This window comes from Klebsiella sp. A52 (genome assembly GCF_018388785.1).
GTDB lineage: Bacteria > Pseudomonadota > Gammaproteobacteria > Enterobacterales > Enterobacteriaceae > Klebsiella > Klebsiella aerogenes.
On record NZ_CP074437.1, the window covers coordinates 4,819,809 to 4,844,289 of the forward strand.

22 protein-coding genes are annotated in these 24,481 nt (G+C 58.3%); 10 read left to right on the forward strand and 12 right to left on the reverse strand.

Translation table 11 applies throughout. The features are described from left to right. The first annotated feature begins 55 nt into the window (after positions 1-55). The 3 genes from eptA to pmrB are packed head-to-tail and all read left to right on the forward strand — an operon-like array spanning position 56 to position 3,469. Positions 56-1,699 (forward strand): phosphoethanolamine transferase EptA, encoded by a 1,644-nt coding sequence (eptA, locus tag KGA69_RS22800; RefSeq protein WP_045395055.1) that lies wholly within the window; start codon positions 56-58, stop codon positions 1,697-1,699. Then, complete coding sequence (gene pmrA / locus KGA69_RS22805) at positions 1,696-2,367, forward strand: two-component system response regulator PmrA (RefSeq protein ID WP_032705592.1); 672 nt, start codon at positions 1,696-1,698, stop codon at positions 2,365-2,367. Before eptA ends, pmrA begins: the two co-directional genes overlap by 4 nt. Positions 2,368-2,371: 4 nt before the next feature. Next, positions 2,372-3,469 (forward strand): two-component system sensor histidine kinase PmrB, encoded by a 1,098-nt coding sequence (pmrB, locus tag KGA69_RS22810; protein WP_045395056.1) that lies wholly within the window; start codon positions 2,372-2,374, stop codon positions 3,467-3,469. 205 nt (positions 3,470-3,674) lie between these two features. Here the strand turns inward: pmrB and uvrB are convergent, their stop codons facing one another. The 5 genes from uvrB to bioB all read right to left on the reverse strand — a co-directional run bounded on the left by uvrB (position 3,675) and on the right by bioB (position 9,907). Next, complete coding sequence (uvrB, locus tag KGA69_RS22815; RefSeq protein WP_045395058.1) at positions 3,675-5,690, reverse strand: excinuclease ABC subunit UvrB; 2,016 nt, start codon at positions 5,688-5,690, stop codon at positions 3,675-3,677. A 610-nt stretch (positions 5,691-6,300) separates the two neighbouring features. Further along, the gene (gene bioD, locus KGA69_RS22820; RefSeq protein ID WP_045395061.1) at positions 6,301-6,981 is read right to left on the reverse strand and encodes a dethiobiotin synthase; all 681 of its coding nucleotides are present in this window, start codon (positions 6,979-6,981) and stop codon (positions 6,301-6,303) included. Next, positions 6,974-7,729 (reverse strand): malonyl-ACP O-methyltransferase BioC, encoded by a 756-nt coding sequence (gene bioC, locus KGA69_RS22825; RefSeq protein ID WP_045395063.1) that lies wholly within the window; start codon positions 7,727-7,729, stop codon positions 6,974-6,976. The genes bioD and bioC overlap by 8 nt, the downstream gene beginning before the upstream one ends. Next, a complete protein-coding gene (gene bioF, locus KGA69_RS22830) occupies positions 7,713-8,870 on the reverse strand; it encodes an 8-amino-7-oxononanoate synthase (RefSeq protein ID WP_213292684.1) in 1,158 nt (385 codons plus the stop codon). The genes bioC and bioF overlap by 17 nt, the downstream gene beginning before the upstream one ends. Beyond that, entirely contained in the window at positions 8,867-9,907 is a 1,041-nt protein-coding gene (gene bioB / locus KGA69_RS22835; RefSeq protein ID WP_213292685.1) for a biotin synthase BioB, read from the reverse strand. Before bioB ends, bioF begins: the two co-directional genes overlap by 4 nt. 85 nt (positions 9,908-9,992) lie before the next feature. Between bioB and bioA the strand changes: the two genes are divergently transcribed. Together bioA and KGA69_RS22845 are read left to right on the forward strand one after the other, a co-directional pair. After that, positions 9,993-11,282, forward strand: a complete 1,290-nt coding sequence (gene bioA, locus KGA69_RS22840) for an adenosylmethionine--8-amino-7-oxononanoate transaminase (protein WP_045395066.1) — start codon at positions 9,993-9,995, stop codon at positions 11,280-11,282. A 70-nt stretch (positions 11,283-11,352) separates the two neighbouring features. Then, positions 11,353-11,829, forward strand: coding sequence for a kinase inhibitor (locus KGA69_RS22845; protein ID WP_015367619.1), 477 nt, complete (start codon positions 11,353-11,355; stop codon positions 11,827-11,829). Between the two features lie 100 nt (positions 11,830-11,929). On the opposite strand, the gene KGA69_RS22850 is transcribed toward KGA69_RS22845, so the two are convergent. The 6 genes from KGA69_RS22850 to hutI all read right to left on the reverse strand — a co-directional run bounded on the left by KGA69_RS22850 (position 11,930) and on the right by hutI (position 19,774). Next, positions 11,930-13,312 carry an amino acid permease gene (locus KGA69_RS22850; protein WP_015367620.1) on the reverse strand — a complete coding sequence of 461 codons (1,383 nt, stop codon included), beginning with the start codon at positions 13,310-13,312 and terminating at the stop codon, positions 11,930-11,932. A 99-nt stretch (positions 13,313-13,411) separates the two neighbouring features. Then, on the reverse strand, positions 13,412-14,947 hold the full coding sequence (gene hutH / locus KGA69_RS22855) for a histidine ammonia-lyase (RefSeq protein WP_063414752.1): 1,536 nt from the start codon (positions 14,945-14,947) through the stop codon (positions 13,412-13,414). Then, the gene (gene hutU / locus KGA69_RS24190; RefSeq protein WP_015367623.1) at positions 14,944-16,632 is read right to left on the reverse strand and encodes a urocanate hydratase; all 1,689 of its coding nucleotides are present in this window, start codon (positions 16,630-16,632) and stop codon (positions 14,944-14,946) included. Before hutU ends, hutH begins: the two co-directional genes overlap by 4 nt. Positions 16,633-16,774: 142 nt before the next feature. Beyond that, a complete protein-coding gene (locus KGA69_RS22870; RefSeq protein WP_045395067.1) occupies positions 16,775-17,500 on the reverse strand; it encodes a histidine utilization repressor in 726 nt (241 codons plus the stop codon). Between the two features lie 61 nt (positions 17,501-17,561). Next, positions 17,562-18,518: a formimidoylglutamase gene (gene hutG / locus KGA69_RS22875; protein ID WP_047049171.1), complete on the reverse strand. Its 957-nt coding sequence runs from the start codon at positions 18,516-18,518 to the stop codon at positions 17,562-17,564. After that, entirely contained in the window at positions 18,515-19,774 is a 1,260-nt protein-coding gene (gene hutI, locus KGA69_RS22880) for an imidazolonepropionase (protein WP_213292686.1), read from the reverse strand. Before hutI ends, hutG begins: the two co-directional genes overlap by 4 nt. Positions 19,775-19,987: 213 nt before the next feature. Between hutI and KGA69_RS22885 the strand changes: the two genes are divergently transcribed. From KGA69_RS22885 to KGA69_RS22900, 4 genes are all read left to right on the forward strand, one after another. Continuing rightward, complete coding sequence (locus KGA69_RS22885) at positions 19,988-21,271, forward strand: putative acyl-CoA thioester hydrolase (RefSeq protein ID WP_049059575.1); 1,284 nt, start codon at positions 19,988-19,990, stop codon at positions 21,269-21,271. 175 nt (positions 21,272-21,446) lie between these two features. Then, positions 21,447-21,986 carry a tetratricopeptide repeat protein gene (locus KGA69_RS22890; protein ID WP_045395071.1) on the forward strand — a complete coding sequence of 180 codons (540 nt, stop codon included), beginning with the start codon at positions 21,447-21,449 and terminating at the stop codon, positions 21,984-21,986. 18 nt (positions 21,987-22,004) lie between these two features. After that, positions 22,005-22,538 carry an RNA polymerase sigma factor gene (locus KGA69_RS22895; protein ID WP_045395072.1) on the forward strand — a complete coding sequence of 178 codons (534 nt, stop codon included), beginning with the start codon at positions 22,005-22,007 and terminating at the stop codon, positions 22,536-22,538. Beyond that, positions 22,535-23,329, forward strand: coding sequence for an anti-sigma factor family protein (locus tag KGA69_RS22900; protein ID WP_045395073.1), 795 nt, complete (start codon positions 22,535-22,537; stop codon positions 23,327-23,329). Before KGA69_RS22895 ends, KGA69_RS22900 begins: the two co-directional genes overlap by 4 nt. On the opposite strand, the gene blc is transcribed toward KGA69_RS22900, so the two are convergent. Then, positions 23,326-23,859 carry an outer membrane lipoprotein Blc gene (gene blc, locus KGA69_RS22905; RefSeq protein WP_045395074.1) on the reverse strand — a complete coding sequence of 178 codons (534 nt, stop codon included), beginning with the start codon at positions 23,857-23,859 and terminating at the stop codon, positions 23,326-23,328. The two genes, KGA69_RS22900 and blc, sit on opposite strands and share 4 nt — an antisense overlap. 391 nt (positions 23,860-24,250) lie before the next feature. On the opposite strand from blc, the gene KGA69_RS22910 reads away from it, so the two are divergent. Further along, positions 24,251-24,463 (forward strand): hypothetical protein, encoded by a 213-nt coding sequence (locus KGA69_RS22910; protein WP_045395075.1) that lies wholly within the window; start codon positions 24,251-24,253, stop codon positions 24,461-24,463. The last annotated feature ends 18 nt before the right edge of the window (positions 24,464-24,481 follow it).

A 24,481-nucleotide genomic window follows, 5' to 3' on the forward strand; every position in this document is an offset into this window, starting at 1 on the left:
TGTCTTAAAATATCGCTGTCAACATAACGAGCATCTCCTACTACGGGTATTCGTTATGTCGTTTATTTCTTTACGTCGGCCGGTACTCGGCCGCACGGCTTATTTGATTCTCTTTGCCTGTTATATCGGTATCTTTCTTAACCTGGCCTTTTATCGCCAGGTTTTCCCGCTGCTGCCGGTAAACAATCTCCATAACTGGCTGGTTTTCCTCAGTATGCCGATCGTGGCGATTAGCGTGATGAACATCATCACCACCCTCGCCTCGTTCTTAAAACTCGACCGGGTGGTCATCAGCCTGTTTATTCTGCTGAGCGCCTCGGCGCAGTACTTTATCTGGACCTTCGGCGTGGTGATCGATCGTTCGATGATCGCCAATATCTTCGATACGACACCTGCGGAAAGCTTTGCTCTGCTGTCGACGAAAATGGTCATCATACTGGGCCTCTCCGGGCTATTGATGGTTCTGGTCGCCTGGTGGATTAAAGTTCGTAAACCGGCCTCTTTCTGGCGCGGCGCGGCGATGCGCCTGCTCAATATCGCCGTTTCAGCACTGCTGATTGTGCTGGTGGCGGCGCTGTTCTACAAAGATTACGCCTCGGTGTTCCGTAACAATAAAGAGCTGGTGAAATCGTTAAGTCCCTCCAACAGCATTGTGGCGCTGAACTCATGGTATGCGCATAACCGGATGGACAACCTGCCGCTGGTGAAGATCGGCGAAGATGCCAAACAGAAAGCGGTGATGCATAACGGCGCGCGTAAAAATCTGACCATCGTGGTGCTGGGAGAAACCTCGCGCGCCGAGAATTTCTCGCTGGGCGGTTACGATCGCGAAACTAACCCACGCCTGAAACAGGACGACGTGGTGTACTTCCCGAAAACCACCTCCTGCGGCACCGCAACCGCGATTTCCGTCCCCTGCATGTTCTCCAATATGCCGCGCGCGCATTACGATGAAGAACTGGCGCACCATCAGGAAGGCGTTCTGGATATTCTGCAACGCGCCGGCGTGCAGGTGCTGTGGAACGACAACGATGGCGGCTGTAAAGGCGCCTGCGACCGCGTGCCGCACCAAAACGTCACCAACCTGAACCTCAGCGGCCAGTGCATTGATGGCGAGTGCTACGATGACGTGCTGTTCCATAATCTGGATAGCTATATCGATAATTTACAGCAGGATGGCATTATCGTTCTGCACACCATTGGTAGCCATGGCCCAACCTACTACAACCGCTATCCGGCTGAATTCAAAAAATTCACTCCGACATGCGATACCAATGAAATCCAAAGTTGTACGCAACAACAGTTGACCAATACCTATGACAACACCATTTTGTATGTCGACTATGTAGTTGATAAAGCGATAAAATTGCTGCAATCAAAACAGGATAAATTTACCACCAGTCTGGTGTATTTGTCTGACCACGGCGAATCGCTGGGTGAAGACGGCGTGTATCTGCATGGCCTGCCTTACTCAATTGCGCCGGACACGCAAAAACACGTGCCGATGCTGCTGTGGCTGTCGCCGGATTATCAGCAACGCTATGGCGTATCCAGCCAGTGTTTGCAACAACACGCGAAGACGAACGATTATTCACAAGATAATCTGTTTTCTACCCTGCTTGGCCTGCTCGGGGTAGACACCCGCGAGTATCAGGCAAAAGACGACCTTTTAACGCCATGTAGAGAGACCGGCAGATGAAAATCTTAGTCATTGAAGACGATGCGCTCCTGTTACAAGGGTTAATCCTGGCCATGCAAAGCGAAGGCTATGTCTGCGATGGCGTCGCCACCGCGCACGAAGCCGCGCTGTCGCTAGCCAGCAACCATTACAGTCTGGTGGTGCTCGACCTGGGCCTGCCGGATGAAGACGGTCTGCATTTCCTGGCGCGTATGCGCCGGGAGAAATTCACCCAGCCGGTGCTCATCCTCACCGCCCGCGATACCGTGGGCGACCGCATCAGCGGGCTGGATACCGGCGCTGACGATTACCTGGTGAAACCTTTCGCGCTTGAAGAGCTCAACGCCCGCATTCGCGCGCTGCTGCGTCGTCATAATAATCAGGGCGATAATGAGCTGACCGTCGGCAACCTGCGCCTTAATGTTACCCGTCGTCAGGTGTGGCTGGCCGGCGAATCGCTGGAGCTGACGCCAAAAGAGTATGCCCTGCTCTCGCGCCTGATGATGAAGGCCGGCAGCCCGGTGCATCGCGAAATTCTCTACAATGATATCTACAGCTGGGATAACGAACCGGCCACCAATACCCTCGAAGTGCATATTCATAATCTGCGCGACAAGATTGGTAAAGCGCGGATCCGCACCGTCCGCGGCTTTGGCTACATGCTGGTGAATAATACGGAGTCAGAATAACGCTATGGCACTGTTTGCGACCGAAACCTGGACCATGCGCCACCGCCTGCTGCTGACCATCGGCGCGATTCTGGTGGTCTGCCAGCTGATCAGCGTATTTTGGCTATGGCATGAAAGCAAAGAGCAAATCCAGCTGCTGGTTGCCAGCGCCATTGAGGGTCATAACAATCAAAGGCACGTCGAGCATGAGGTACGCGAGGCGGTCGCCAGCCTGCTGATACCCAGCCTGCTGATCATCGGGCTGGCGCTGTATATCAGCCTGGTGGCGGTGAAGAAAATCACCCGTCCGCTATCAAACCTGCAGAGCGAGCTGGAAAGCCGGACGCCGGATAATCTGCAACCCATTATTCTGCAGGAGTCGGTGCCGGAAGTGACCGCAGTGACCATGGCGATTAACCAACTGGTGTCGCGGCTGACCATGACGCTCGATCGCGAGCGTCTGTTTACCGCCGACGTCGCCCACGAACTGCGTACCCCTCTTGCCGGGCTGCGCCTGCATCTGGAACTGCTGGCGAAGGTTCACGGCGTCAGCGTTGATCCCTTAATTCAACGTCTCGATCAGATGACCAACAGCATTTCTCAGCTGCTACAACTGGCGCGCGTTGGGCAGTCGTTTTCCGCCGGGAGTTACCAGCAGGTTCATTTGGGCGAAGATGTGGTTGAGCCCCTGCAGGATGAGCTGAAAACAATGCTCGAAGCGCGCCAGCAGACCCTGGAGATAGAAAGCGGCGCAGGCGAGGATCTCATTTCCGGAGATGCGACGCTGGCGCGGGTGATTTTACGCAATCTGGTGGAGAATGCGCACCGCTATAGCCCCGCGGGGTCGAAGATTAAGATTTCGGTAAAACCGGGAAATACGCCGATTCTGGCAGTAGAAGATGAAGGGCCGGGCATTGATGAGGCCAAGAGCGGCGAACTGAGTAAAGCATTTGTCCGCATGGACAGCCGCTATGGCGGAATAGGCCTCGGTTTAAGCATTGTCACCCGCATCGCTCAACTTCACGATGCGCAATTCTTTTTGCATAACCGCCAGCCCGGGCCGGGCGTCCGAGCCTGGGTGCTGTTCCCGCGCAGTTCGCGTCAGAAGGTTAATACCCATTGATGGAAGAAGGCGACCACAATCACAAAGGCGGTCGCAATGGCCAGATATTCACGGTTAGTCAGTTTTTGCATGGCGCTATCCTCATTAAACTGAGGATAGTTTGGCTGAAGAAAATTAAGCCAACATTAAGATCCTAAGATAATAGCGTGACGGCAATTGCAAATTACGCATTGCCGTCATTTTTTAACCGTTCCCCGTATCGCCCTCACGATGCCGCAATAAACAGTTCGCGTAGCTGATGCAATTGATCGCGAATCTGTGCCGCTTCCTCAAACTCAAGGTTCTGCGCGTGCTGCATCATTTGCCCTTCCAGCTCGTGGATCTTCTGCTGCAGCGCTTTCGGCGTCAGTTCGACGCTATCGGCTTCCACCGGAGAACGGGCTTTACCGCGGCCTTTGGCTTTGGTCTTCGCGATGTTCTGACCCAGCGCCAGAATATCGACCACTTTCTTATTAAGCCCCTGCGGCACAATACCGTGCTCTTCGTTATAACGCTGCTGCTTCTCGCGGCGGCGTTCGGTTTCACCGATCGCCTTCGCCATCGATGGCGTGATTTTATCGCCGTAAAGGATCGCCTTGCCGTTAACGTTACGCGCCGCGCGGCCGATGGTCTGGATAAGCGATCGCTCGGAACGCAGGAAGCCCTCTTTATCGGCATCAAGTATCGCCACCAGCGATACTTCCGGCATATCCAGCCCTTCGCGCAGCAGGTTGATACCCACCAGCACGTCGAACTCGCCAAGACGCAGATCGCGAATAATTTCCATGCGCTCGACGGTATCGATATCGGAGTGCAGATAGCGCACCCGCTCGCCGTGCTCTTCCAGGTATTCGGTTAAATCTTCCGCCATGCGTTTGGTCAGCGTCGTCACCAGTACGCGCTCATTAATCGCCGCACGGGTACGGATTTCTGATAACAGGTCGTCGACCTGCGTCGCCACCGGACGCACCTCGATGACCGGATCCAGCAGCCCGGTTGGGCGGACGACTTGATCTACCACCTCATCGCCGGATTTTTCCAGCTCATAGGCGCCCGGCGTCGCCGAAACGTAGATAGTCTGCGGCGCCAGCGCTTCAAACTCTTCGAACTTCATCGGCCGGTTATCCAACGCCGACGGCAGGCGGAAGCCATATTCCACCAGCGTCTCTTTACGCGCCCGGTCGCCGCGGTACATACCGCCGATTTGCGGGATAGTCACGTGCGATTCATCGATAACCAGCAGGCCATCCGCCGGCAGGTAGTCGAACAGCGTCGGCGGCGGCTCGCCCGGCCCGCGGCCGGAGAGAAAGCGCGAGTAGTTCTCAATTCCCGAGCAGTAGCCCAGCTCGTTCATCATCTCGAGGTCGAACTGAGTGCGCTGGCTCAGCCGCTGCTCTTCAAGCAGTTTGTTGTTCGCCAGCAGTACCTTGCGGCGGTCAGCGAGCTCGTCTTTGATCTCTTCCATCGCCTGAACGATACGCTCGCGCGGCGTAACGTAGTGGGTTTTCGGATAGATGGTATAGCGTGGAATGGACGATTCAACGTGGCCGGTCAGCGGGTCAAACAGCGATAGCCGTTCGACCTCTTCGTCAAACAGTTCAATACGCAGCGCGATATCATCGGATTCCGCCGGGAAGACATCGATAACCTCGCCGCGCACGCGGAAAGTGCCGCGCTGGAAGGCCTGATCGTTGCGGGTGTATTGCAGTTCGGCCAGCCGGCGCAGGATCGCCCGCTGATCGATCAGCATGCCGGTGGTCAGGTGCAGCATCATCTTCAGATACAGATCCGGATCGCCAAGACCGTAGATGGCGGAAACCGAAGCCACCACCACCACGTCGCGCCGTTCGAGCAGCGCTTTGGTGGCCGACAGACGCATCTGCTCAATGTGTTCGTTCACCGAGGCGTCTTTTTCGATAAAGGTATCCGAGCTCGGAACGTAGGCTTCAGGCTGATAATAATCGTAATAGGAGACAAAATACTCCACCGCATTCTCGGGAAAGAACTCTTTCATCTCGCCATACAGCTGCGCCGCCAGGGTTTTGTTCGGCGCCAGCACCATCGTCGGGCGCTGTAAATCAGCGATAACGTTGGCGATGGTGAAGGTTTTCCCCGAACCGGTTACCCCAAGCAGGGTCTGATGCGCAAGGCCATCTTCCAGCCCCTCTTCCAGGCGGCGGATGGCTTCGGGCTGATCGCCGGAAGGACGGAATGCGGAGTGCAGCTTGAACGGTTTGCTCATATTTCAGGACCTGAAGATGGGATTGGCCAGCAGGTGTTTAATTCTACCCTTCAGTTTGACTTTTGCCAATAAATAATACTGGATATAAAAACAGTATCGCATTATTGTATGGCGGTAAACGGACGCGTTGTACTCTGACGGCGGGCGTAAAATGCGCGCTTTGCGGAATAATCCACCAGCCTGTGTGGTTATCCCCAGAAACATTTATCATTTAACATTTGTCAAGCAAGGTAATGAATCTTTTATGGCAGCCGGTGACACTTTTCTGACAGCCATTGCTTTTATTTAACTTGCTGAAATAAAACATAATTTACCAAAAGACGGGTTTCGCGCCAATTTGCTCGCAGGCCGCGTACTCTCTAGCTTACCGCAAGTTTTCTAACTCTAATACACAAGGTTATCCACAGGAATAGTGGATAACTGTCTGCAGGCCGCGAGGTCTGCCACCCGGCAGAAAAGTCTCATCGGACCAAAGCCCGCGACTAAAAAAAATTATCGAATTTTTTTTGATATTTATCAGCTAAAGACGGCTGGATTTTTTGCGTTTTCTGGACCACATTTCATCGTCCTGTCAACAAAAAATAGAGCCGTCTCGCAGGCTTATGCGGGATTATTGCAGTGGGCTCAGATCCAGGTACTGCGCGAGATCCTTACGCTGCGATGCGTCGGCAAGCCAGGGAATTTCCCCCAGCAGCGGCGCTGGCAATACCCGCGTTAAGGTTTGCAGATATTCGCGATGGCGTTTACCCGGCGGCTGGATATCGTTGGCGATCCAGCCCACCAGCGGCAGCCCTGCCTTGCGTACCGCCTGGGCGGTGAGCATCGCGTGATTGATACAGCCAAGTTTAACGCCGACGACTAAAATCACCGGCAGTTGTTCCTGCTGCGCCCAGTCGGCGAAGGTCAGGGTTTCCGAGAGCGGCGTAAACCAGCCGCCCGCCCCTTCCACCAGCACCCAATCGGCCAGGCGTTCCAGCTCGCGTAAGCCGCAGGAAAGCGTGGTCGCGGCGATTGGTCGTCCTTCATCGGCGCTAATAATATGCGGCGAGGTCGGCTCGGCAAAGGTATAAGGGTTAACCTGTTCATAGCGCAGCGCTACCCGGCTATTGCGCTGGAGGGCCAGCGCATCTTCATTGCGTAACCCGTGTGCGGTCAGGTCGCTACCGGAAGCCACCGGCTTATAGCCCGCGGTGTTAAATCCCAGCTGATTCGCCGCCTGCAGCAGCGCGCTGCTGGCGACCGTTTTACCGACTTCAGTATCGGTTCCGGTAACGAAGAAACGTTTAGTCACGTTCAATGACTCCTGTAAAAAGATGATACGTCAGCGGGCACTGGCCCTGCTGTTGCGGCCAGGCCAGCTGCAGTTCGCGCAGCTTGCCACGGCTAAGCGGCGCAGACGACCGCCCCTGGTGTAAATGGGTGGCGCCAATGCCCTTTAGCGAGCGCATGGCGCTTAACGCGTCGGCGAACGGTAAGCTAATCTGATGCACGACGCCTTCGGCGCGCAGGCCGCTCAGCGCCGCCCTTACCGCCTGTTCGCTGAGAAAACGGTTAGCATGGGGATGGTCGTCGACCGCCCGCCACGCTTGATTGAGTTCCGGTAGCGATCCGGCGAGCAACGTGGTGAACGCTACTCGCCCGCCGGGCCGCACCACCCGGTACAGCTCGCCGATTGCCGCGCTTAGCTCGTCACACCACTGCACCGCCAGGTTACTCCATGCCAGATCGAAGCAGGCATCCGGCAGCGGCAGCGCTTCGATATCGCCCTGCAGATAATGCTGCGCGGCGTCGTTGCGTTGCGCCTGCGCCAGCATCCCGGCGGAGAGATCCAGCGCGGTAACTTCGCTTCCCGCTTCGCGCCAGTAACGGCTCATGCTGCCGGGGCCGCAGCCGGCATCGAGCACCCGGGAAAAATCGCTCCGCGCCAACTGGCGCAGCAGCAATTCAGCGCTGCGGCGCTGCAGCTCATCATGTTGCGTATAGCCGCTGGCCGCCCGACCAAACGCCGCGGCGACCGCCAGCTTATTCACCGTGGTCATGCAGCACCTCCAGTAAACGAGCAATGTCCTCAGCCTGATGAGCGGCAGTCAGAGTCAGGCGCAGGCGAGCGCCGCCGACGGGAACCGTCGGCGGGCGAATAGCGGTAGCCCAACAGCCGGCCCCGCGTAGGCTGGAGGCCAGGGCCAGCGCTCGCGCGTTGTCGCCGACAATCAGCGGCTGAATCGCGCTCCGGGAATCGGTCAGCCCCAGCGCAACATCGCCCATTCCTGCGCGGAACTGACGGATGCGGGCGCTCAAGATTTCCCGCCGCTGCTGGCCCTCATCGCTGCGAATGACCCGCAGGGCCGCGCTCAGCGCCACCGCCTGCGCCGGCGGCATCGCGGTGCTGTAGATAAGATGACGGGCAAACTGCAGCAGATAGTCGGCCATCGATTCATTGCACAGTACCGCCGCGCCGCTCACCCCAAACGCCTTGCCGAAGGTGACCACCAGCAGCTCCGGACGAACCGCCTGCGTATGACAGCTTCCGCGCCCTTCATCGCCAATCGCCCCGATTCCGTGAGCATCATCAACCAGTAATAATGCTCCGGCGCTGCGGGCTGCCGCCTGAATGTCAGCCAGCGGCGCGCTGTCGCCGTCCATGCTGAAAATCCCTTCGGTAACGACTAACTGCTGGCCGTCCAGCGGTTTCGCCAGCAGTTGAGCGAGCTGTTGCGGGTCATTGTGGGTAAAGCGGCGCAGCTGCGCCGGGCTGAGGCTTGCCGCCTCCAGCAGGGAGGCATGGCTCAGGCGATCGGCCACAATACGATCGTCTTTTTCCGCCAGCGCGGCAATCAACGCCTGATTCGCGGCAAAGCCGGAGATAAACAGCAACGCGCGCGGGTAGCCCAGCCAGTCGGCAAGTTCCTCTTCCAGCTCGCGATGTGCCTGACTATAGCCGCTAACGTGACCCGATCCGCCAGAACCGACGCCATAACGTTCCGCCCCCTGCTGCCAGGCGGCGATAATCGCATCATGCTGGCTCAGGCCCAGGTAGTCATTACTGGAGAAGTTGAGCCAGCGCTCCCCTTCTCGCTCCAGCCAACGTCCGGCGCCGTGGCTTACCGGCAGGCGGCGGCGGAAAGCATCCGCCGCCCGCCGTTCGTCCAGCGCCCGATCGATTCGTTGCTGCCAGCTCATAGCGCCGCCGCGTTGTAGTATTCCTCAGTGTCGGGGGTGAGTAAGGCCTGCGCCAGGCGCTGCTGCTGCTCATTATCACCTTCCAGTACCGCCGTCTGCTGCGGATTGATCCCCAGCTTGCGGAACAGCTGCAGGTCTTTATCTTCTTCCGGGTTAGGCGTCGTCAGCAGCTTGCAGCCATAGAAAATCGAGTTAGCCCCGGCCATAAAGCACATCGCCTGGGTCTGCTCGTTCATCTGCTCGCGCCCGGCGGACAGACGCACGTAGGAGGTTGGCATCATGATGCGCGCAATGGCGATCGTGCGGATGAAATCGAAGGCGTCGACATCGTCGTTATCCGCCAGCGGCGTGCCCTTGACCTTCACCAGCATATTGATGGGCACGCTTTCCGGCGGCGTTGGCAGATTGGCCAACTGCAGCAGCAGCCCGGCGCGATCGTTCACGGTTTCCCCCAACCCGACGATGCCGCCGGAGCACACTTTAATCCCGGCATCGCGCACCTTATCCAGCGTATCCAGACGCTCCTGATAGGTACGGGTGGTGATGATGTTGCCGTAAAATTCCGGTGAGGTGTCGAGGTTATGGTTGTAGTAATCAAGCCCCGCGCCGGCCAGGCGCTGCGCCTGGCTATCGGTAAGGGTTCCGAGCGTCATACAGGACTCCAGCCCCAGCGCCTTGACGCCTTTGACCATCTGTTCCAGGTACGGCATATCGCGGTCGTTGGGGTTCTTCCACGCCGCGCCCATGCAGAAACGGGTCGAGCCGGCGTTTTTCGCCTGACGCGCCGATTCCAGCACCTGCTCGACTTCCATCAGGCGCTCGGATTCAAGGCCGGTTTTGTAGCGTGCGCTTTGCGGGCAATATTTACAGTCTTCCGGACAAGCGCCGGTTTTAATCGATAGCAACGTACTGACCTGCACCTGACGCGGGTCAAAATGCTGGCGGTGGATTTGCTGCGCTTCAAATAGCAGATCGATGAGCGGTTTATTAAATAACTCAGTTACTTGCGACATTGTCCAACGTGCGTGGTGAGCCATTAGCCTCTCCAAAGGGTTTTGTTAATTTACGGTTCGGTTTATACTCGTAAACCTAAATGTTTTCAAAATGGTTTACAAGTCACTTATGACACTGGACGATCTCGCCTTCGATCGGCGCCACATCTGGCACCCCTACACCTCTATGACTTCCCCCCTGCCGGTCTACCCGGTGGTTTCCGCCCACGGTTGCGAGCTGTCCCTCGCCGGCGGCGAACAGCTGGTTGACGGCATGTCCTCCTGGTGGGCGGCGATCCACGGCTACAATCACCCGCGCCTGAATGCGGCGATGAAAGCGCAGATCGACCAGATGTCGCACGTGATGTTCGGCGGGATCACCCATCCGTCGGCGGTGGCGCTCTGTCGCCAGCTGGTGGCGATGACGCCGGAATCGCTGGAGTGCGTTTTCCTCGCCGATTCCGGTTCGGTGGCGGTAGAAGTGGCGATGAAAATGGCGCTGCAGTACTGGCAGGCTAAAGGCCAACCGCGCCGTCGTTTCCTGACCTTCCGCAACGGCTATCACGGTGACACCTTCGGCGCGATGTCGGTCTGCGATCCGCAGAACTCGATGCACAGCCTGTGGCAGGGCTATCTGCCGGATAACCTGTTTGCCCCCGCGCCGCAAAGCCGCTTCGATGGCGAGTGGGATGAGATGGATATGGTGCCGTTTGCCCGCATGATGGCCGCGCATCGCCACGAAATCGCCGCGGTGATCCTCGAACCGGTAGTCCAGGGCGCCGGCGGGATGCGCATGTACCATCCGGAGTGGCTAAAGCGAGTGCGTAAAATGTGCGACCGGGAAGGGATTTTGCTGATCGCCGATGAGATTGCCACCGGCTTTGGCCGTACCGGCAAACTGTTCGCCTGCGAGCATGCCGGTATCTCCGCCGATATTCTGTGTCTGGGTAAAGCGCTGACCGGCGGTACCATGACCCTTTCCGCCGCCATCACCACCCGAACGGTAGCTGAAACCATCAGCGATGGCGAAGCCGGCTGCTTTATGCACGGCCCCACCTTTATGGGCAATCCGCTGGCCTGCGCGGTGGCAAGCGAAAGCCTGCGCCTGCTGGAGAGCGGCGAATGGCAACAGCAGGTAGCGGCGATTGAAGCCCAGCTGAAGGCCGAGCTGGCTCCGGCGCGCGAGTCAGAATGGGTCGCCGACGTGCGCGTACTCGGCGCGATTGGCGTGGTTGAAACCCGTCATCCGGTCAACATGGCCGCTCTGCAGCGCTTTTTCGTTGAGCAAGGGGTATGGATCCGCCCGTTTGGCCGCCTGATTTACCTGATGCCGCCGTATATCATCAGCCCACAACAGCTGACTCGCCTGACCCGAGCGGTCAATATGGCGGTACAAGAAGAAACATTTTTTAGCGAATAAACAGCGGAATTGCGCTGTCGGGACGGCTACACTTCTTTGTTAATCAGCGCATTATCAATGAGGATGAAGCATGAAACTGACCAGTCACGATCTGCAAGACGGCGGCAAGCTGCCTAATCGTCACGTATTCAACGGTATGGGATACGATGGCGATAATCTTTCGCCGCATCTGATGTGGGACGACGTTCCCGCAGGAACCAAAAGCTTTGTCGTCACCTGCTACGACCCGGATGCGCCGACCGGTTCCGGCTGGTGGCACTGGGTGGTAGCCAACCTGCCTGCCGATACCCGGGTTTTACCGCAGGGGGCCGGTTCCGGTCAGGCGGAGCTACCGGAAGAGGCCATTCAGACCCGCACCGATTTTGGTAAGGCCGGCTACGGCGGCGCGGCGCCGCCGAAGGGGGAAACCCACCGCTACATTTTTACCGTACACGCGTTGGATATCGATAAGATTGATATCGACGCCGAGGCGAGCGGCGCGATGGTCGGCTTTAATGTCCATTTCCATTCGCTCGCCAGCGCTTCCATCACCGCCCTGTTCAGTTAATTATCCCCCCGGATAGCGGCTTGCGCCTTATCCGGGCTACTCGCTATGGTCAGTGCCATTTGTAGCCCCGGTAAGCGCAGCGCCACCGGGGAGATTGACCTTACTGTTCCGTGGCCACCTGCAGCGCGGTTTTACGCACGCGCGCGTACCACACCACCGTCAGCAGCCCCAGCCACACCAGCCCGGCTAACAGCGCCACGCGCGTCTCTTCCACCATTCCCAACACGGCGATTACCAGCCCCATAAACAGTAGCGTCAACAGCGGGCCAACCGGCCAGAAGGGGATCGGGAATTCGATCTTACTGCGCTCTTCAGCCGACAACCCGCGGCGCATCGAGAAATGAGAGAGCAGGATCATCAGCCACACCCAGACGGTGGCGAACGCCGCCAGCGAGGCAATCAATACAAATACCTGTTCCGGCATCAGATAGTTAAGCACCACCGCCACCAGCAGCGCCACGCCCATCACCACGACCGTCATCCAGGGTACGCCGTTGCTGGCGATCCGCTGGAAGCACTTCGGCGCCAGCCCCTCTTTCGACATACCGTACATCATGCGTCCGGCGCCAAAAATATCGCTGTTAATCGCCGAGATACTGGCGCTAATCACGATGATATTCAGCACGGTCGCCGCCGCCGGGATCCCGAGACCATCGAAGATCAACACAAACGGGCTGCCCTGCTCGCCAAAACTATTCCACGGGAAGATCGCCATCAGCACCGCCAGGGTGCAGACGTAAAACAGAATAATACGCAGCGGAATGGTGTTGATGGCCTGCGGGATGACCTTCTTCGGGTTCTGCGCTTCCGCCGCCGTGACGCCGATAATTTCCACGCCGCCGAAAGCGAACATCACGATGCCAAGCGAAGCGATGATCCCCTGCCAGCCATTTGGCGCAAAGCCGCCGTGGCTCCACAGATTTTCCAGCCCGGTGGCCGGGAAACTATGGCCAAAGCCAAAGAAGATGATCCCTGCGCCCGCCGCCATCATGGCGATAATCGCCACCACTTTAATCAGCGACAGCCAGAACTCCATCTCGCCGAACACCCGCACGTTGCACAGGTTCATCGCGCCAATAAAGAAGATGATGCTAAGGATCCAGATCCAGCGCGGCACATCGGGATACCACAACCCCATATAGATACCGAATGCGGTGACGTCGGCCAGCGCCACGATCACCATTTCAAAGGTGTAGGTCCAGCCGGTAATAAATCCGGCCAGCGGCCCAAGATACTGGCGAGCGTAGCTGCCGAAGGAGCCGGAAACCGGATTGCGCACCGCCATTTCACCCAGCGCGCGCATGACCATAAAGACCGCCGCGCCGCCTATCAGATAGGCCAGCAGCACCGCCGGACCCGCCGCCTTAATGGCGGAGGCCGAACCGTAGAACAGCCCGGTGCCGATAGCGGAACCGAGCGCAATAAAACGAATGTGTCGGGCATTCAGCCCGCGCAGCAGATGCGGTTTGTGTTGTTGTTGCATATACAGGTGTCCTGGTTTTTTTATATGACGACAAATATGCGATGTAGGACGGTCGGGGGGATGACATCCCCCCGACGCGGGTACAGAGAACAACGGTGATTAATTCAGGCCAGGCAATACGGCAGGCAGCAGACGCGTCAGGTGACGTGCGGCCAAAAGCTCGGTGGCATTTTCAATATCAGGAGCGAAGAAACGGTCTTGGGTATAATGCGGCACGCGTTCGCGCAGCAGATGACGCGCCTCTTCCAGCAGCGGACTGGTGGTCAGCCCTTCGCGCATATCCAGCCCCTGCGCCGCCGCCAGCCACTCGACGGCCAGCACCCCACGGGTGTTTTCCGCCATCGCCCACAGGCGACGACCGGCAGCCGGCGCCATGGAAACATGGTCTTCCTGGTTCGCGGATGTTGGCAGGCTGTCAACGCTATGCGGGTGCGACAGCGCTTTGTTTTCACTGGCCAAAGCCGCCGCCGTGACCTGAGCAATCATAAAGCCGGAGTTGACGCCGCCATTTTTGACGAGGAACGGCGGCAGCTGCGACATATGGCTGTCCATCATCAGCGCGATACGGCGCTCGGAGAGCGAGCCGATTTCCGCGATCGCCAGCGCGATATTATCCGCCGCCATCGCTACCGGTTCGGCATGGAAGTTACCGCCGGAGATGACGTCATTTTCGGCGGCAAAGACCAGCGGGTTATCGGAGACCGCGTTCGCTTCGGCTAACAACACCTCAGCCGCCTGACGAATCTGCGTCAGGCAGGCGCCCATCACCTGCGGCTGACAGCGCAGAGAGTACGGATCCTGCACCTTGGCGCAGTTATGGTGCGACTGCGAAATCGCGCTTTCATCGGTCAACAGATGGCGATAGAGCGCCGCCGCATCAATCTGGCCACGCTGGCCGCGCACCTCGTGAATACGTGCATCGAACGGTCGACGCGAACCCAGCGCCGCTTCGGTGGTTAACGCTCCGCAAACGACCGCGGAGGCGAACAGATCTTCGGCTTCGAACAGGCCGCGCAGCGCAAAAGCCGTCGACGCCTGGGTGCCGTTCAGCAGCGCCAGACCTTCTTTCGCCGCCAGGGTAATCGGCTCCAGCCCCGCCTGACGTAACGCTTCCGTCGCCGGCAGCCATTCGCCGCCGCGTACCCGCGCTTTGCCTTCGCCAAGCAGCGTCAGCGACATATGCGCCAGCGGCGCGAGGTCGCCGGAGGCGCCGACGGAACCTTTCGCCGGGATCCACGGCGTCACGCCGGCATTGACCAGGCCAATCAGCGCCTGGATCACGCTCAAGCGGATCCCGGAGAAGCCGCGGGACAGGCTGTTAATCTTCAGCACCATAATCAGGCGCGCCAGGTCATCGTCCAGCGGCTCGCCAACGCCCGCCGCATGGGATAACACCAGCGAACGCTGCAGATTCTCCAGATCTTCCGTCGAGATACGGGTCTGCGCCAGCAGGCCAAAACCGGTGTTAATACCGTAGGCGGTCCGCCCTTCGGCAAGGATGGCGTTAACGCAGGCCACGCTCTCATCGATTGCCGCAAACGCGCTGCTATCGAGGGTGATGTTCAGCGGGTGGCTGTAAACGTCGCGGAGCTGCGACAGGCTCAGTTGCCCCGGAATTAGCGTTAAAGATTTCATTTAGCGTTCCCCTGCGTTGCCGCAACCATCGGAAGATTCAGACCCTGTTCCGCCGCACATTCAATGGCGATATCGTAACCCGCATCGGCATGACGCATCACGCCGGTCGCCGGGTCGTTATGCAGGACGCGAGCGATACGCGCTGCCGCTTCATCGGTACCATCACAGACGATAACCATCCCGGAGTGCTGCGAGAAGCCCATGCCTACGCCGCCGCCGTGGTGCAACGACACCCAGGTCGCGCCGCTGGCGGTGTTAAGCAGTGCGTTGAGCAGCGGCCAGTCGGATACCGCATCCGAGCCGTCGCGCATGGCTTCGGTTTCGCGGTTCGGGCTGGCGACGGAGCCGGAATCAAGGTGATCGCGGCCAATCACGATCGGCGCGGAGACTTCGCCGCTACGCACCATTTCGTTAAAGGCCAGCCCCAGCTTCTGCCGCCACTCCAGACCTACCCAGCAGATACGCGCCGGCAGTCCCTGGAAGCTGATGCGCTCGCGCGCCATATCCAGCCAGTGGTGCAGATGCTTATCATCTTTAATGATCTCTTTCACTTTCGCGTCGGTTTTGTAGATATCCTGCGGATCGCCGGACAGCGCCACCCAACGGAACGGGCCGATACCGCGGCAGAACAGCGGGCGGATATACGCCGGCACGAAGCCCGGGAAATCGAAGGCGTTGCTGACGCCCATTTCCTGCGCCATCTGGCGGATGTTGTTGCCGTAGTCGAAGGTCGGTACGCCCATTTCATTAAAGGCCAGCATCGCCTGAACGTGGTCGGCCATCGAGCGTTTGGCCGCCAGAATAGTGCCCTGCGGATCGGATTCGGCTTTCTGCTGATACTCTTCCCAGCTCCAGCCTTTCGGCAGATAGCCGTGCAGCGGGTCGTGGGCGCTGGTCTGGTCGGTGACCATATCCGGGCGCACGCCGCGTTTCACCAGTTCCGGAACGATATCCGCGGCGTTGCCGCACAGCGCGATAGAGATAGCGCGGCCTTCGGCGGTATATTTTTTGATGCGCGCCAGGGCGTCATCCAGAGAAGTGGCCTGTTCATCCACGTAGCGGGTACGCAGACGGAAATCGATGCGGCTCTGCTGACATTCAATGTTCAGCGAGCAGGCGCCTGCCAGCGTCGCGGCCAGCGGCTGCGCGCCGCCCATACCGCCCAGACCGGCGGTTAACACCCAGCGGCCTTTCAGGCTGCCCTGATAGTGCTGGCGACCGGCTTCGACGAAGGTTTCATAGGTGCCCTGCACGATGCCCTGGCTACCGATGTAGATCCAGCTGCCGGCGGTCATCTGGCCGTACATCGCCAGCCCTTTGGCATCCAGTTCGTTGAAGTGTTCCCAGGTGGCCCAGTGCGGGACCAGGTTGGAGTTAGCGATCAGCACGCGCGGCGAGTTTTCATGCGTTTTAAATACGCCGACCGGTTTGCCGGACTGCACCAGCAGGGTCTCGTCGCTTTCCAGGTTTTTCAGCGCCTTCACGATAGCGTCATAGCATTCCCAGTTGCGCGCAGCGCGACCGATACCGCCATAGACCACCAGCTCATGCGGGTTTTCGGCGACATCGGGATCGAGGTTGTTCATTAACATACGCAGCGGCGCTTCGGTCAACCAGCTCTTGGCGGTAAGCGTCGTGCCTCTCGGGGCACGTACGTCCAGCTGGCGATATTTGCTTTGCGACATCGGGGTTTCTCCTGACAATTAACGTTGTGTACGTAGATACATATACTTGTCTATACAACTCTACGCAAGCCAGGATTTAACAGAAATGATACAATTTTGTTATATTGCGTCAGCAATCACGTTTTGCTGACGCCAGGGAGAATTACGAGCTGAAATGGCCCTGCAGCCGGTAGCGCGCGCCGGGGAACAGCAGGCGAGCGTGTGAGACAATATGCGTCGTCGACCAGGTTCGGCGGCGAATAAGCAGACAGGGATCGTGCGGCATGATGCGCAGCAGCGCGCACTCTTCTGACGTCGCCTGCACCGCCTCGACGATATGTTCGCCTTCGGTTAACGGAGCAATCAGCGACAGATAATCATGCGGCGTGGTGGCGGTGTAATCCTGTAGTAGATAGTCCGGCACCACCGCGGCATTGACGCAGCGATCTTCAATTTGTACCGGGACCTCGTTTTCGAAATGCACCATCAGCGAATGGAAGATACGCGTGCCTTCGGCGACGTTGAGCGCCTCCGCCTGGATAACGTCCGCTTCGGTCTCCTCTAAAAGCAGCACCTCGCAGCGGTGCTGGTGACGGCGGGAGGCAATCTCATCGGCTATGCTGCGCACTTCAAACAGCGCCGACTGCCCTTTCGGCTCGGCGACGAAGGTACCGACTCCCTGTAGCCTCACCAGCAAGCCTTCATCCGTCAGTTCGCGCAGCGCGCGGTTGATGGTCATGCGGCTGAAGCCGAACTGGGCGACCAGTTCAGCCTCCGAGGGAATTCGGTCGTGCGGACGCCACTCGCCGCGGTGGATCTTTTCGCTGATCGCCTGCTTCACCTTTTCATAGAAAGGCGCGGGCGCGGAACGAGGTTGTTGTGCAAACATGGCCTGGCTTTCCTTATGCGTAATAAGCGGAGCGGCGAAACGAAAATAATAGCGCGGATCGCTAGCGCCACCAATGGGCGATTTGCCATGCCAGACGGGCCGCCGCGCGGGCGCCCTGTCCGTCGATGTCAAATTGCGGATTAAACTCGACCAAATCCACCGCCTGTAGCTTACCGCTGCGGCACAACGGCTCTACGATCCGCAGCAGGGTCGCCAGCGGCACGCCCAGCGCCGCCGGCGCGGAAACCGCCGGCATTTCGCGCGCCGGCAGCACGTCGAGATCGATAGTCAGATACAGACGGTCGAATTGCGCGATATTGCGCTCAAGCTCCGGCAACACGCGAGTTTCGAAGGCCTCCAGCACCTCCAGATCCTCAACGATAGCCACCTGGCGGCGCGCCGCTTCATCCCACAGCGCCTGGGTGTTCGCCGCCCGGCTCACGCCGATGCAGGTATAGTGAAAACCTCGCTGCTGCGCCTCGCACTCCAGCGCCAGCTGGCGGAACGGCGTCCCGGAGCTGGCGCATTCGGCAAAGCGTAAATCCAGATGCGCGTCGAGATTAATAATGCCCACGTTTTCGCCCGGGAAGGCATCCAGTACCCCAGCGCCGTGGCCGAAGGCCGTCTCGTGGCCGCCGCCCAGCACCAGCGTGCGTTTGCCGGCGCGTTGACAGGCGGCCACCGCCTCGCGCAGCGCCTGATGCGCGGCTTCTAACTGTTCACCGTCGACGCTAATCGTGCCCATATCCACGCAGCGGTCATGGCCCTGATGGCTGGCCATATTGGCCAACGCCCGGCGTAGCGTTTCCGGACCATGTCCGGCGCCGGTACGACCTTTATTACGCCGTACGCCTTCGTCGCAGGCGAAGCCGAGCAGCGCGATATCGCCGGGCATCTCCTGCGGCGCGAAGCGTTCCGCGCGGGCGATGGTCTGGAACAGGCGCAGCGCATTGGGCGCTTCCGCGCTATCATCACGCCCCTGCCAAAGGTTGGCGGGCGTAGCTTGCCACAGCATCATTGCAGTTCTCCTCGTACCACGCGCCCCCAGAGCGGCGCGCGCCCCGGCTCATACACCATCTCGACCGGATGTTCTGCATCCCAGATAGCGAAGTTTGCGACAAAGCCCGCCGCCAGCTGACCATGACTCTCCTGTCGCCCCAGCGCCCGCGCGGCATGGCGAGTCACCCCGGCCCAGGCCTCCTCCGGCGTTAAACCAAACTTGACGCAGGCCATGTTCATCGCCAGATGCAGGCTAGCGAAGGGGCTGGTGCCCGGGTTGAAATCGGTCGCCACCGCCATCGGCACCTGGTACTTGCGCAGCAGTTCCACCGGCGGTTTGCGGGTTTCGTTAAGGAAGTAAAACGCGCCGGGGAGCAGGGCTGCCACGGTGCCGCTTTCGCGCATCGCCGCCACGCCCTCTTCCGTCAGATACTCGATATGGTCGGCGGAAAGCCCGTGATAGCGGCTCACCAGCTGAGCGCCGCCCAACGACGAGAGCTGCTCAACGTGGCCTTTTACCGGAATGCCCAGCGCCTGCGCGGCCTGAAAGACGCGCTCGGTTTGCTGTGGGCTGAAGCCGACGTTTTCACAGAAGACGTCAACGCTTTCAAACAGTCCCTCTTGCCACAGCGTCGGCAGTATGGTCTCGCAGACCAGCGAGATATAGCCATCGGCGTCGCCATGATATTCCGGCGGCGTGGCGTGGGCGGAGAGCAGCGTCGCCGACAGTTCCACGCCATTGTCGTCAGCCAGTTGTCGGGCGACCCGCAACATTTTGCGTTCGTTTTGCAGATCGAGACCGTAGCCTGATTTAATCTCCAGCGTTGTCACCCCTTCACGCAGCAGGCGAGCAAGACGCGGCTGCGCCAGCGCCAGTAGTTCAGCTTCGCTGCTTTCGCGCGTGGCGCGCACGGTGGAGTTAATGCCGCCGCCGTTGGCGCTGATGGTTTGATACGACACGCCGTTCAGCCGCTGCTCCCACTCCTGCGCCCGGCTACCGCCAAAAATCAGGTGAGTGTGGCAGTCAATGAGGCCCGGCGTCAGCAGCCGGCCTTCGAGATCGATTCGACGCCCCGCCGGGACATCAGCATCGTCGACGATCGCCTCAATGCGGCCGTTACGCACCAGCAGCGCATGGCGCTCCAGCAGGCCGTACGGTTGGGAATAATCAGGGTTCAGGGTGGCGAGACGCGCATTTCGCCAGATAACGAGTTCAGAGGTGGCTTCAGTCATAGCGTTCAACTTGTCATGGGTTGTATAGACATTTATTTTCATAACGCCGGTAATGTCAATAAAAGCGCGGGTAAATGTTATTTTTTTGTGACTACAGACGTTCCACTGTCACCAGGTATTGCGTAAAGAAGTGAAGTTTTTGAACTGGCATCTTCCCGTTTCGTTCAAGTTAGTATAAAACAGCAGGTTTTAAAGGACTTATACCCTGTCGCGCACAAAGGGTATGTAACTTTGCATATTATCGCCCGGAGCAACATGAACACATATTCCGTTTCCCGTCTGGCGCTGGCGCTGGCCTTCGGCGTGACGCTGTCCGCCTGTAGCTCGACGCCTGCCGATCAAAAGCCCTCAACGCAGACTGCACCGGGCAATACCGCACGGCCAATTCTTAGCGCCGATGAAGCGAAAAACTTCACTCAGGCAGCTTATTTCCAGTCGCTGACGCCGAATGCCGCCGCGTGGACGCCATCCGCGATCAGCCTGCCGGCGCAGCCTGATTTCATCGTCGGCCCGGCGGGCGCCCAGGGCGTGACCCACACGACTATTCAGGCCGCGGTCGATGCGGCGATTGCCCGCCACTCCGCGCGTCGCCTGTTCATCGCCGTTATGCCGGGCGAATATGCGGGTACCGTCTATGTGCCTGCCGCGCCAGGCGCGCTGACCATTTATGGTACCGGTGAAAACCCTGTCGACGTCAAAATCAGCGAAGCGATTGATTCCGAAATGGACCGCAATAGCTGGCGTCACCTGGTCAATCCGGGCGGCAAATATATGCCGGGCAAGCCCGCGTGGTATATGTTCGACAGCTGCCAGAGCAAATCCGCCGCCACCGTGGGCGTGATGTGTTCCGCGGTCTTCTGGTCGCAGAACAATGGCCTGCAGCTGCAGAACCTGACTATCGCCAACAATCTCGGCGATAGCGTCGATGCCGGTACCCACCAGGCGGTGGCGTTGCGCAGCGATGGCGACCAGGTGCAGATCAACAAGGTCAACATTCTTGGCCGCCAGAACACCTTCTTTGTGACCAATAGCGGCGTGCAGAACCGTCTGCAGGACAACCGTCAGACCCGCACGCTGGTGACCAATAGCTATATTGAAGGCGATGTGGATATCGTTTCCGGTCGCGGCGCGGTGGTATTCGATAATACCGATTTCCGCGTCGTGAACTCGCGTACGCAGAAAGAAGCCTACGTTTTCGCACCAGCAACGCTGAAAAGCATGACCTACGGCTTCCTGGCGACCAATAGCCGCTTCACCGCGTCCGGCGATAACGTCGCGCAGCTGGGCCGCGCGCTGGACGTCGACGGCAACAGCAATGGCCAGGTGGTGATTCGCGATAGCGTCATCAATGAAGGCTTTAACATTGCTCAACCATGGGCGGCGGCGGTCGGTTCTAACCGCGCTTTCAGCGGTAACGTTGGCGCGCAGGATGATAAAGGCAACCCGCAGCGTAACCTTAACGACAACGGCTTCAACCGCATGTGGGAATATAACAACCGCGGCGTGGGCAGCTTTGTGGTTGCCGCTCCGAAACAGTAATATTATCGGCCCGCGCTCTCCCCAGGCGCGGGCTTTTCTTGTTAACGCATACTCTCACCACAACCCCAATTAATAATTTTCGCCAACGGCGAATAAATCCTCCCGCTCGCGCGTTTACTCCTCAGAACCGACAACGCGATGCTTTATCGCGTCTCTCGCCCTCCAGGAGGTCACCATGAACGCACAAATTTCTCCCATCAGGCGCTTAGTCGTTCCGGCGCTGCTATTTTTGTTATATACCCCGGCGGCGTTGGCCATGGGCGATAACAGCCCGAGCAAACAAACCCCGGATTGCCCGAACGGTCAGGCCTACGACAGCGTGAGCCAAAAATGCGTTCCGCAAAAAACCAGCAGCCTTAGCGATGAAGATAAAACCAATTATGCCTGGCATCTGGCGAAAAAAGGGGAATATCAGACCGCGCTTAACCTGCTGGATACGCTGCACAACGCCAATACGCCTGAGGCGTGGAACTATCGCGGCTACGCCACGCGTAAGCTCGGCAGAACCGATGAAGGAATTGGCTATTATCAGCGGGCGCTGGCGCTGAAACCGGACTACGCGAAAGCCCGCGAATACCTTGGCGAGGCATGGATGGTTAAAGGACGCCCCGATCTGGCTAAGCAGCAGCTGGCGGCGATTGCCGGCATTTGCGGCCAAAGCTGCGAAGAGTACCGCGATCTTCAGTCGGCAATAAACGGACACCCTGAATCCTGATAGTCGTGATTCGCCAGAATCAATAAGGATAAGAACATCGCTAACCGTATCGTTGATAGCCAACTGGCCGCCCATCTTCCTCGCCTGTGGCGCTACGGCCTCGTACTCTCGCACAACCGCGACGTCGCCGAGGAACTGGTGCAGGCCACCTGCCTTCGCGCGCTCGAAAAGAGCGCGCAGTTTACCCCCGGCACCCGCATCGACAGGTGGCTATTTTCCATTTTGCACTCAATCTGGATTTCAGAGCTGCGCGCCCGCCAGGTCCGCCTCGGCCAGGGGTTTGTCGAGTGTGAGGAGCTGGCCGCCCCCGAGCCGGGCGAACAGGACGATACGCGGTGGCGCTATCGGCAACTTATGCTGCGGGTTAATCAACTGCCCGAGGCGCAGCGTAATGCCGTCTTTTTGGTGTATGTCGAGGGGTTTAGTTATCAGGAAGCCGCCGAGACGCTATCGGTACCTATTGGCACCATTATGAGTCGGCTGGCCGCCGCGCGGGAAACGCTGGCCAAAACGCCGGCGATTTCGCCCCCGGCGCAGGAGAAACGCTCATGAACCCTATTCGCTTTTCCCCACCCTGGCAGGACGAGGCCATTGTCGCCTGGCTTGATGGCGAAATGTGCGCGGAGGACGCCCGCCGTTTTAGCGAAACCTTTGCCCGCGACCCGCAGCTCGCCAGCCGCACCGCCACGTTGATGAATAATCATCAGCCTTATCAACATGCTTTCGCCGCCCTGCTTGATGAAGCACCCGTGGCGCGGATGCAGGCGAAACTGGGGCCCTATCTCGCCGCGCCGGAAAGTGAAGCGCAAAATCAGGCGCGCTTCAGCCGCCGCGCGCTGATCGCCGCCTCACTGGGCCTGTTGGTTATTGGTAGCGCAACAAGTTACTTCTGGCGGCCTGCGCCGCAGGAGGACGATGACGAGAATATTCGTCGTCTTGAAGCCCAGTACATGTCGCTATATAGCGCGGAAACCGTGGCCGATGTTGATAATTCACCTGAGATGCTCGACCGTGGCCTGCGTCGTTCGGCGCAGGATACAGGACTGTTGCTAGAACGACGCCAGCTCGCCTTGCCTGAGGCGGAGCTGAAAATGGTCCGTATGCTGCGCTACGAAAGTACCTCCATCACGCAAATTCTCTGGCTGCATACCGGTTACGGCCCGGTCGCGCTTTGTATTTCACCCGCCGCCCGGCAAACCGCCTCGCCGCCGCAAAATGAGCAGCGTCAGGGCATGAACCTGCGCTGGTGGCGCCACGGCGGCTACCAGTTTGCGTTGATCGGCCGTATGCCGACGCCCGCGCTCAACGATGCGGCGCACACCCTGCTGCAGGCGATAGTTTAAGCCTTCGCCTGCGGCACCCAGACCAGTTTGTTAACCGCGAAACCGAGCTCAGCGGCCAGGGCAAGGTACTGTTGTCGGATGTGGGACGGAATATCCGGGGTGCGCGAAAGCAGCCATAAATAGTCGCGGTTAGGCCCACTCACCAGCGCGTATTGATAATCCTCGTCGAGCGCGATCACGTTATATCCGCCATAGAAGGGACCGAAGAACGAGACTTTCAGCGCTGCCGTGGTGGAAGCGCCGGTGAAATAGGCTTTGCCTTCACTTTCGCGCCAGCGGTTGTTTCGCGGATCAAATCCTCGATTAAGTACGCGAATGCCGCCGTCATCACGCATGCTGTAAGTTGCCGTTACCTGCTGCAGACCTCGTTCGAAACGGTTTTCCAGGCGCGCGACTTCATACCAGCGCCCCAGATAGCGGCTGGCGTCAAAGTGGTTTATCGGTTTTACTCCGTGAGGCGGCGTGGGAGTCTTACAGGCGACTAACGCCAGCGATACCGCAACCCCGGTCAGAATTGGCCATAGTTTCATCGCATTCCCTCCTTTTTCTCTTTCCTGGCAGACAAGTATAACCCCGCGCAGAGAGCATTCGTCGTTTTTCAGAGAGATTTACCGCCTGACCTGTACAAGAAAGAAGAAAATAAAAATCATACATATCAACAATATAAACAAAAACACATTAACCCATCGCTAATTTGTACAAATTAATTCGCAGAAATTTGTACAACTTTTCCCTGAGCGTCTATAGTTGACGGGTAGCTCGATTTTACGCGCGCGCTCGGGTCAGCACTCTGCGCCAACGCCGCGGTTATTTTGAGGTGGTTCCTGCTTTACCGTTGCCTGTCCGCAATGTTTTGGCGTAAACGATGTGCAAATCGTTTACGCCAGCGGCTTTTATTTATCGCGTGGGAGATTCAGGGTTATGCATATCAAAAATACGATCCCTGTGCAGTTTATAGCTAACTGCGCATTGCTGAAAAACATTGAAAATAGCTTATTGCAGGAAAATAAAACCGTGGATGACCTTCAATTAATTAGCGAGATTAATCAACGGTTACAAATAGAAAGTAATGAAATCCTTGCCGACCTCTATTTACAGGCGCTGGATATTCTGCGCTGTGGTGTTCATCATTAATCCGTCCATCCGCTTCGT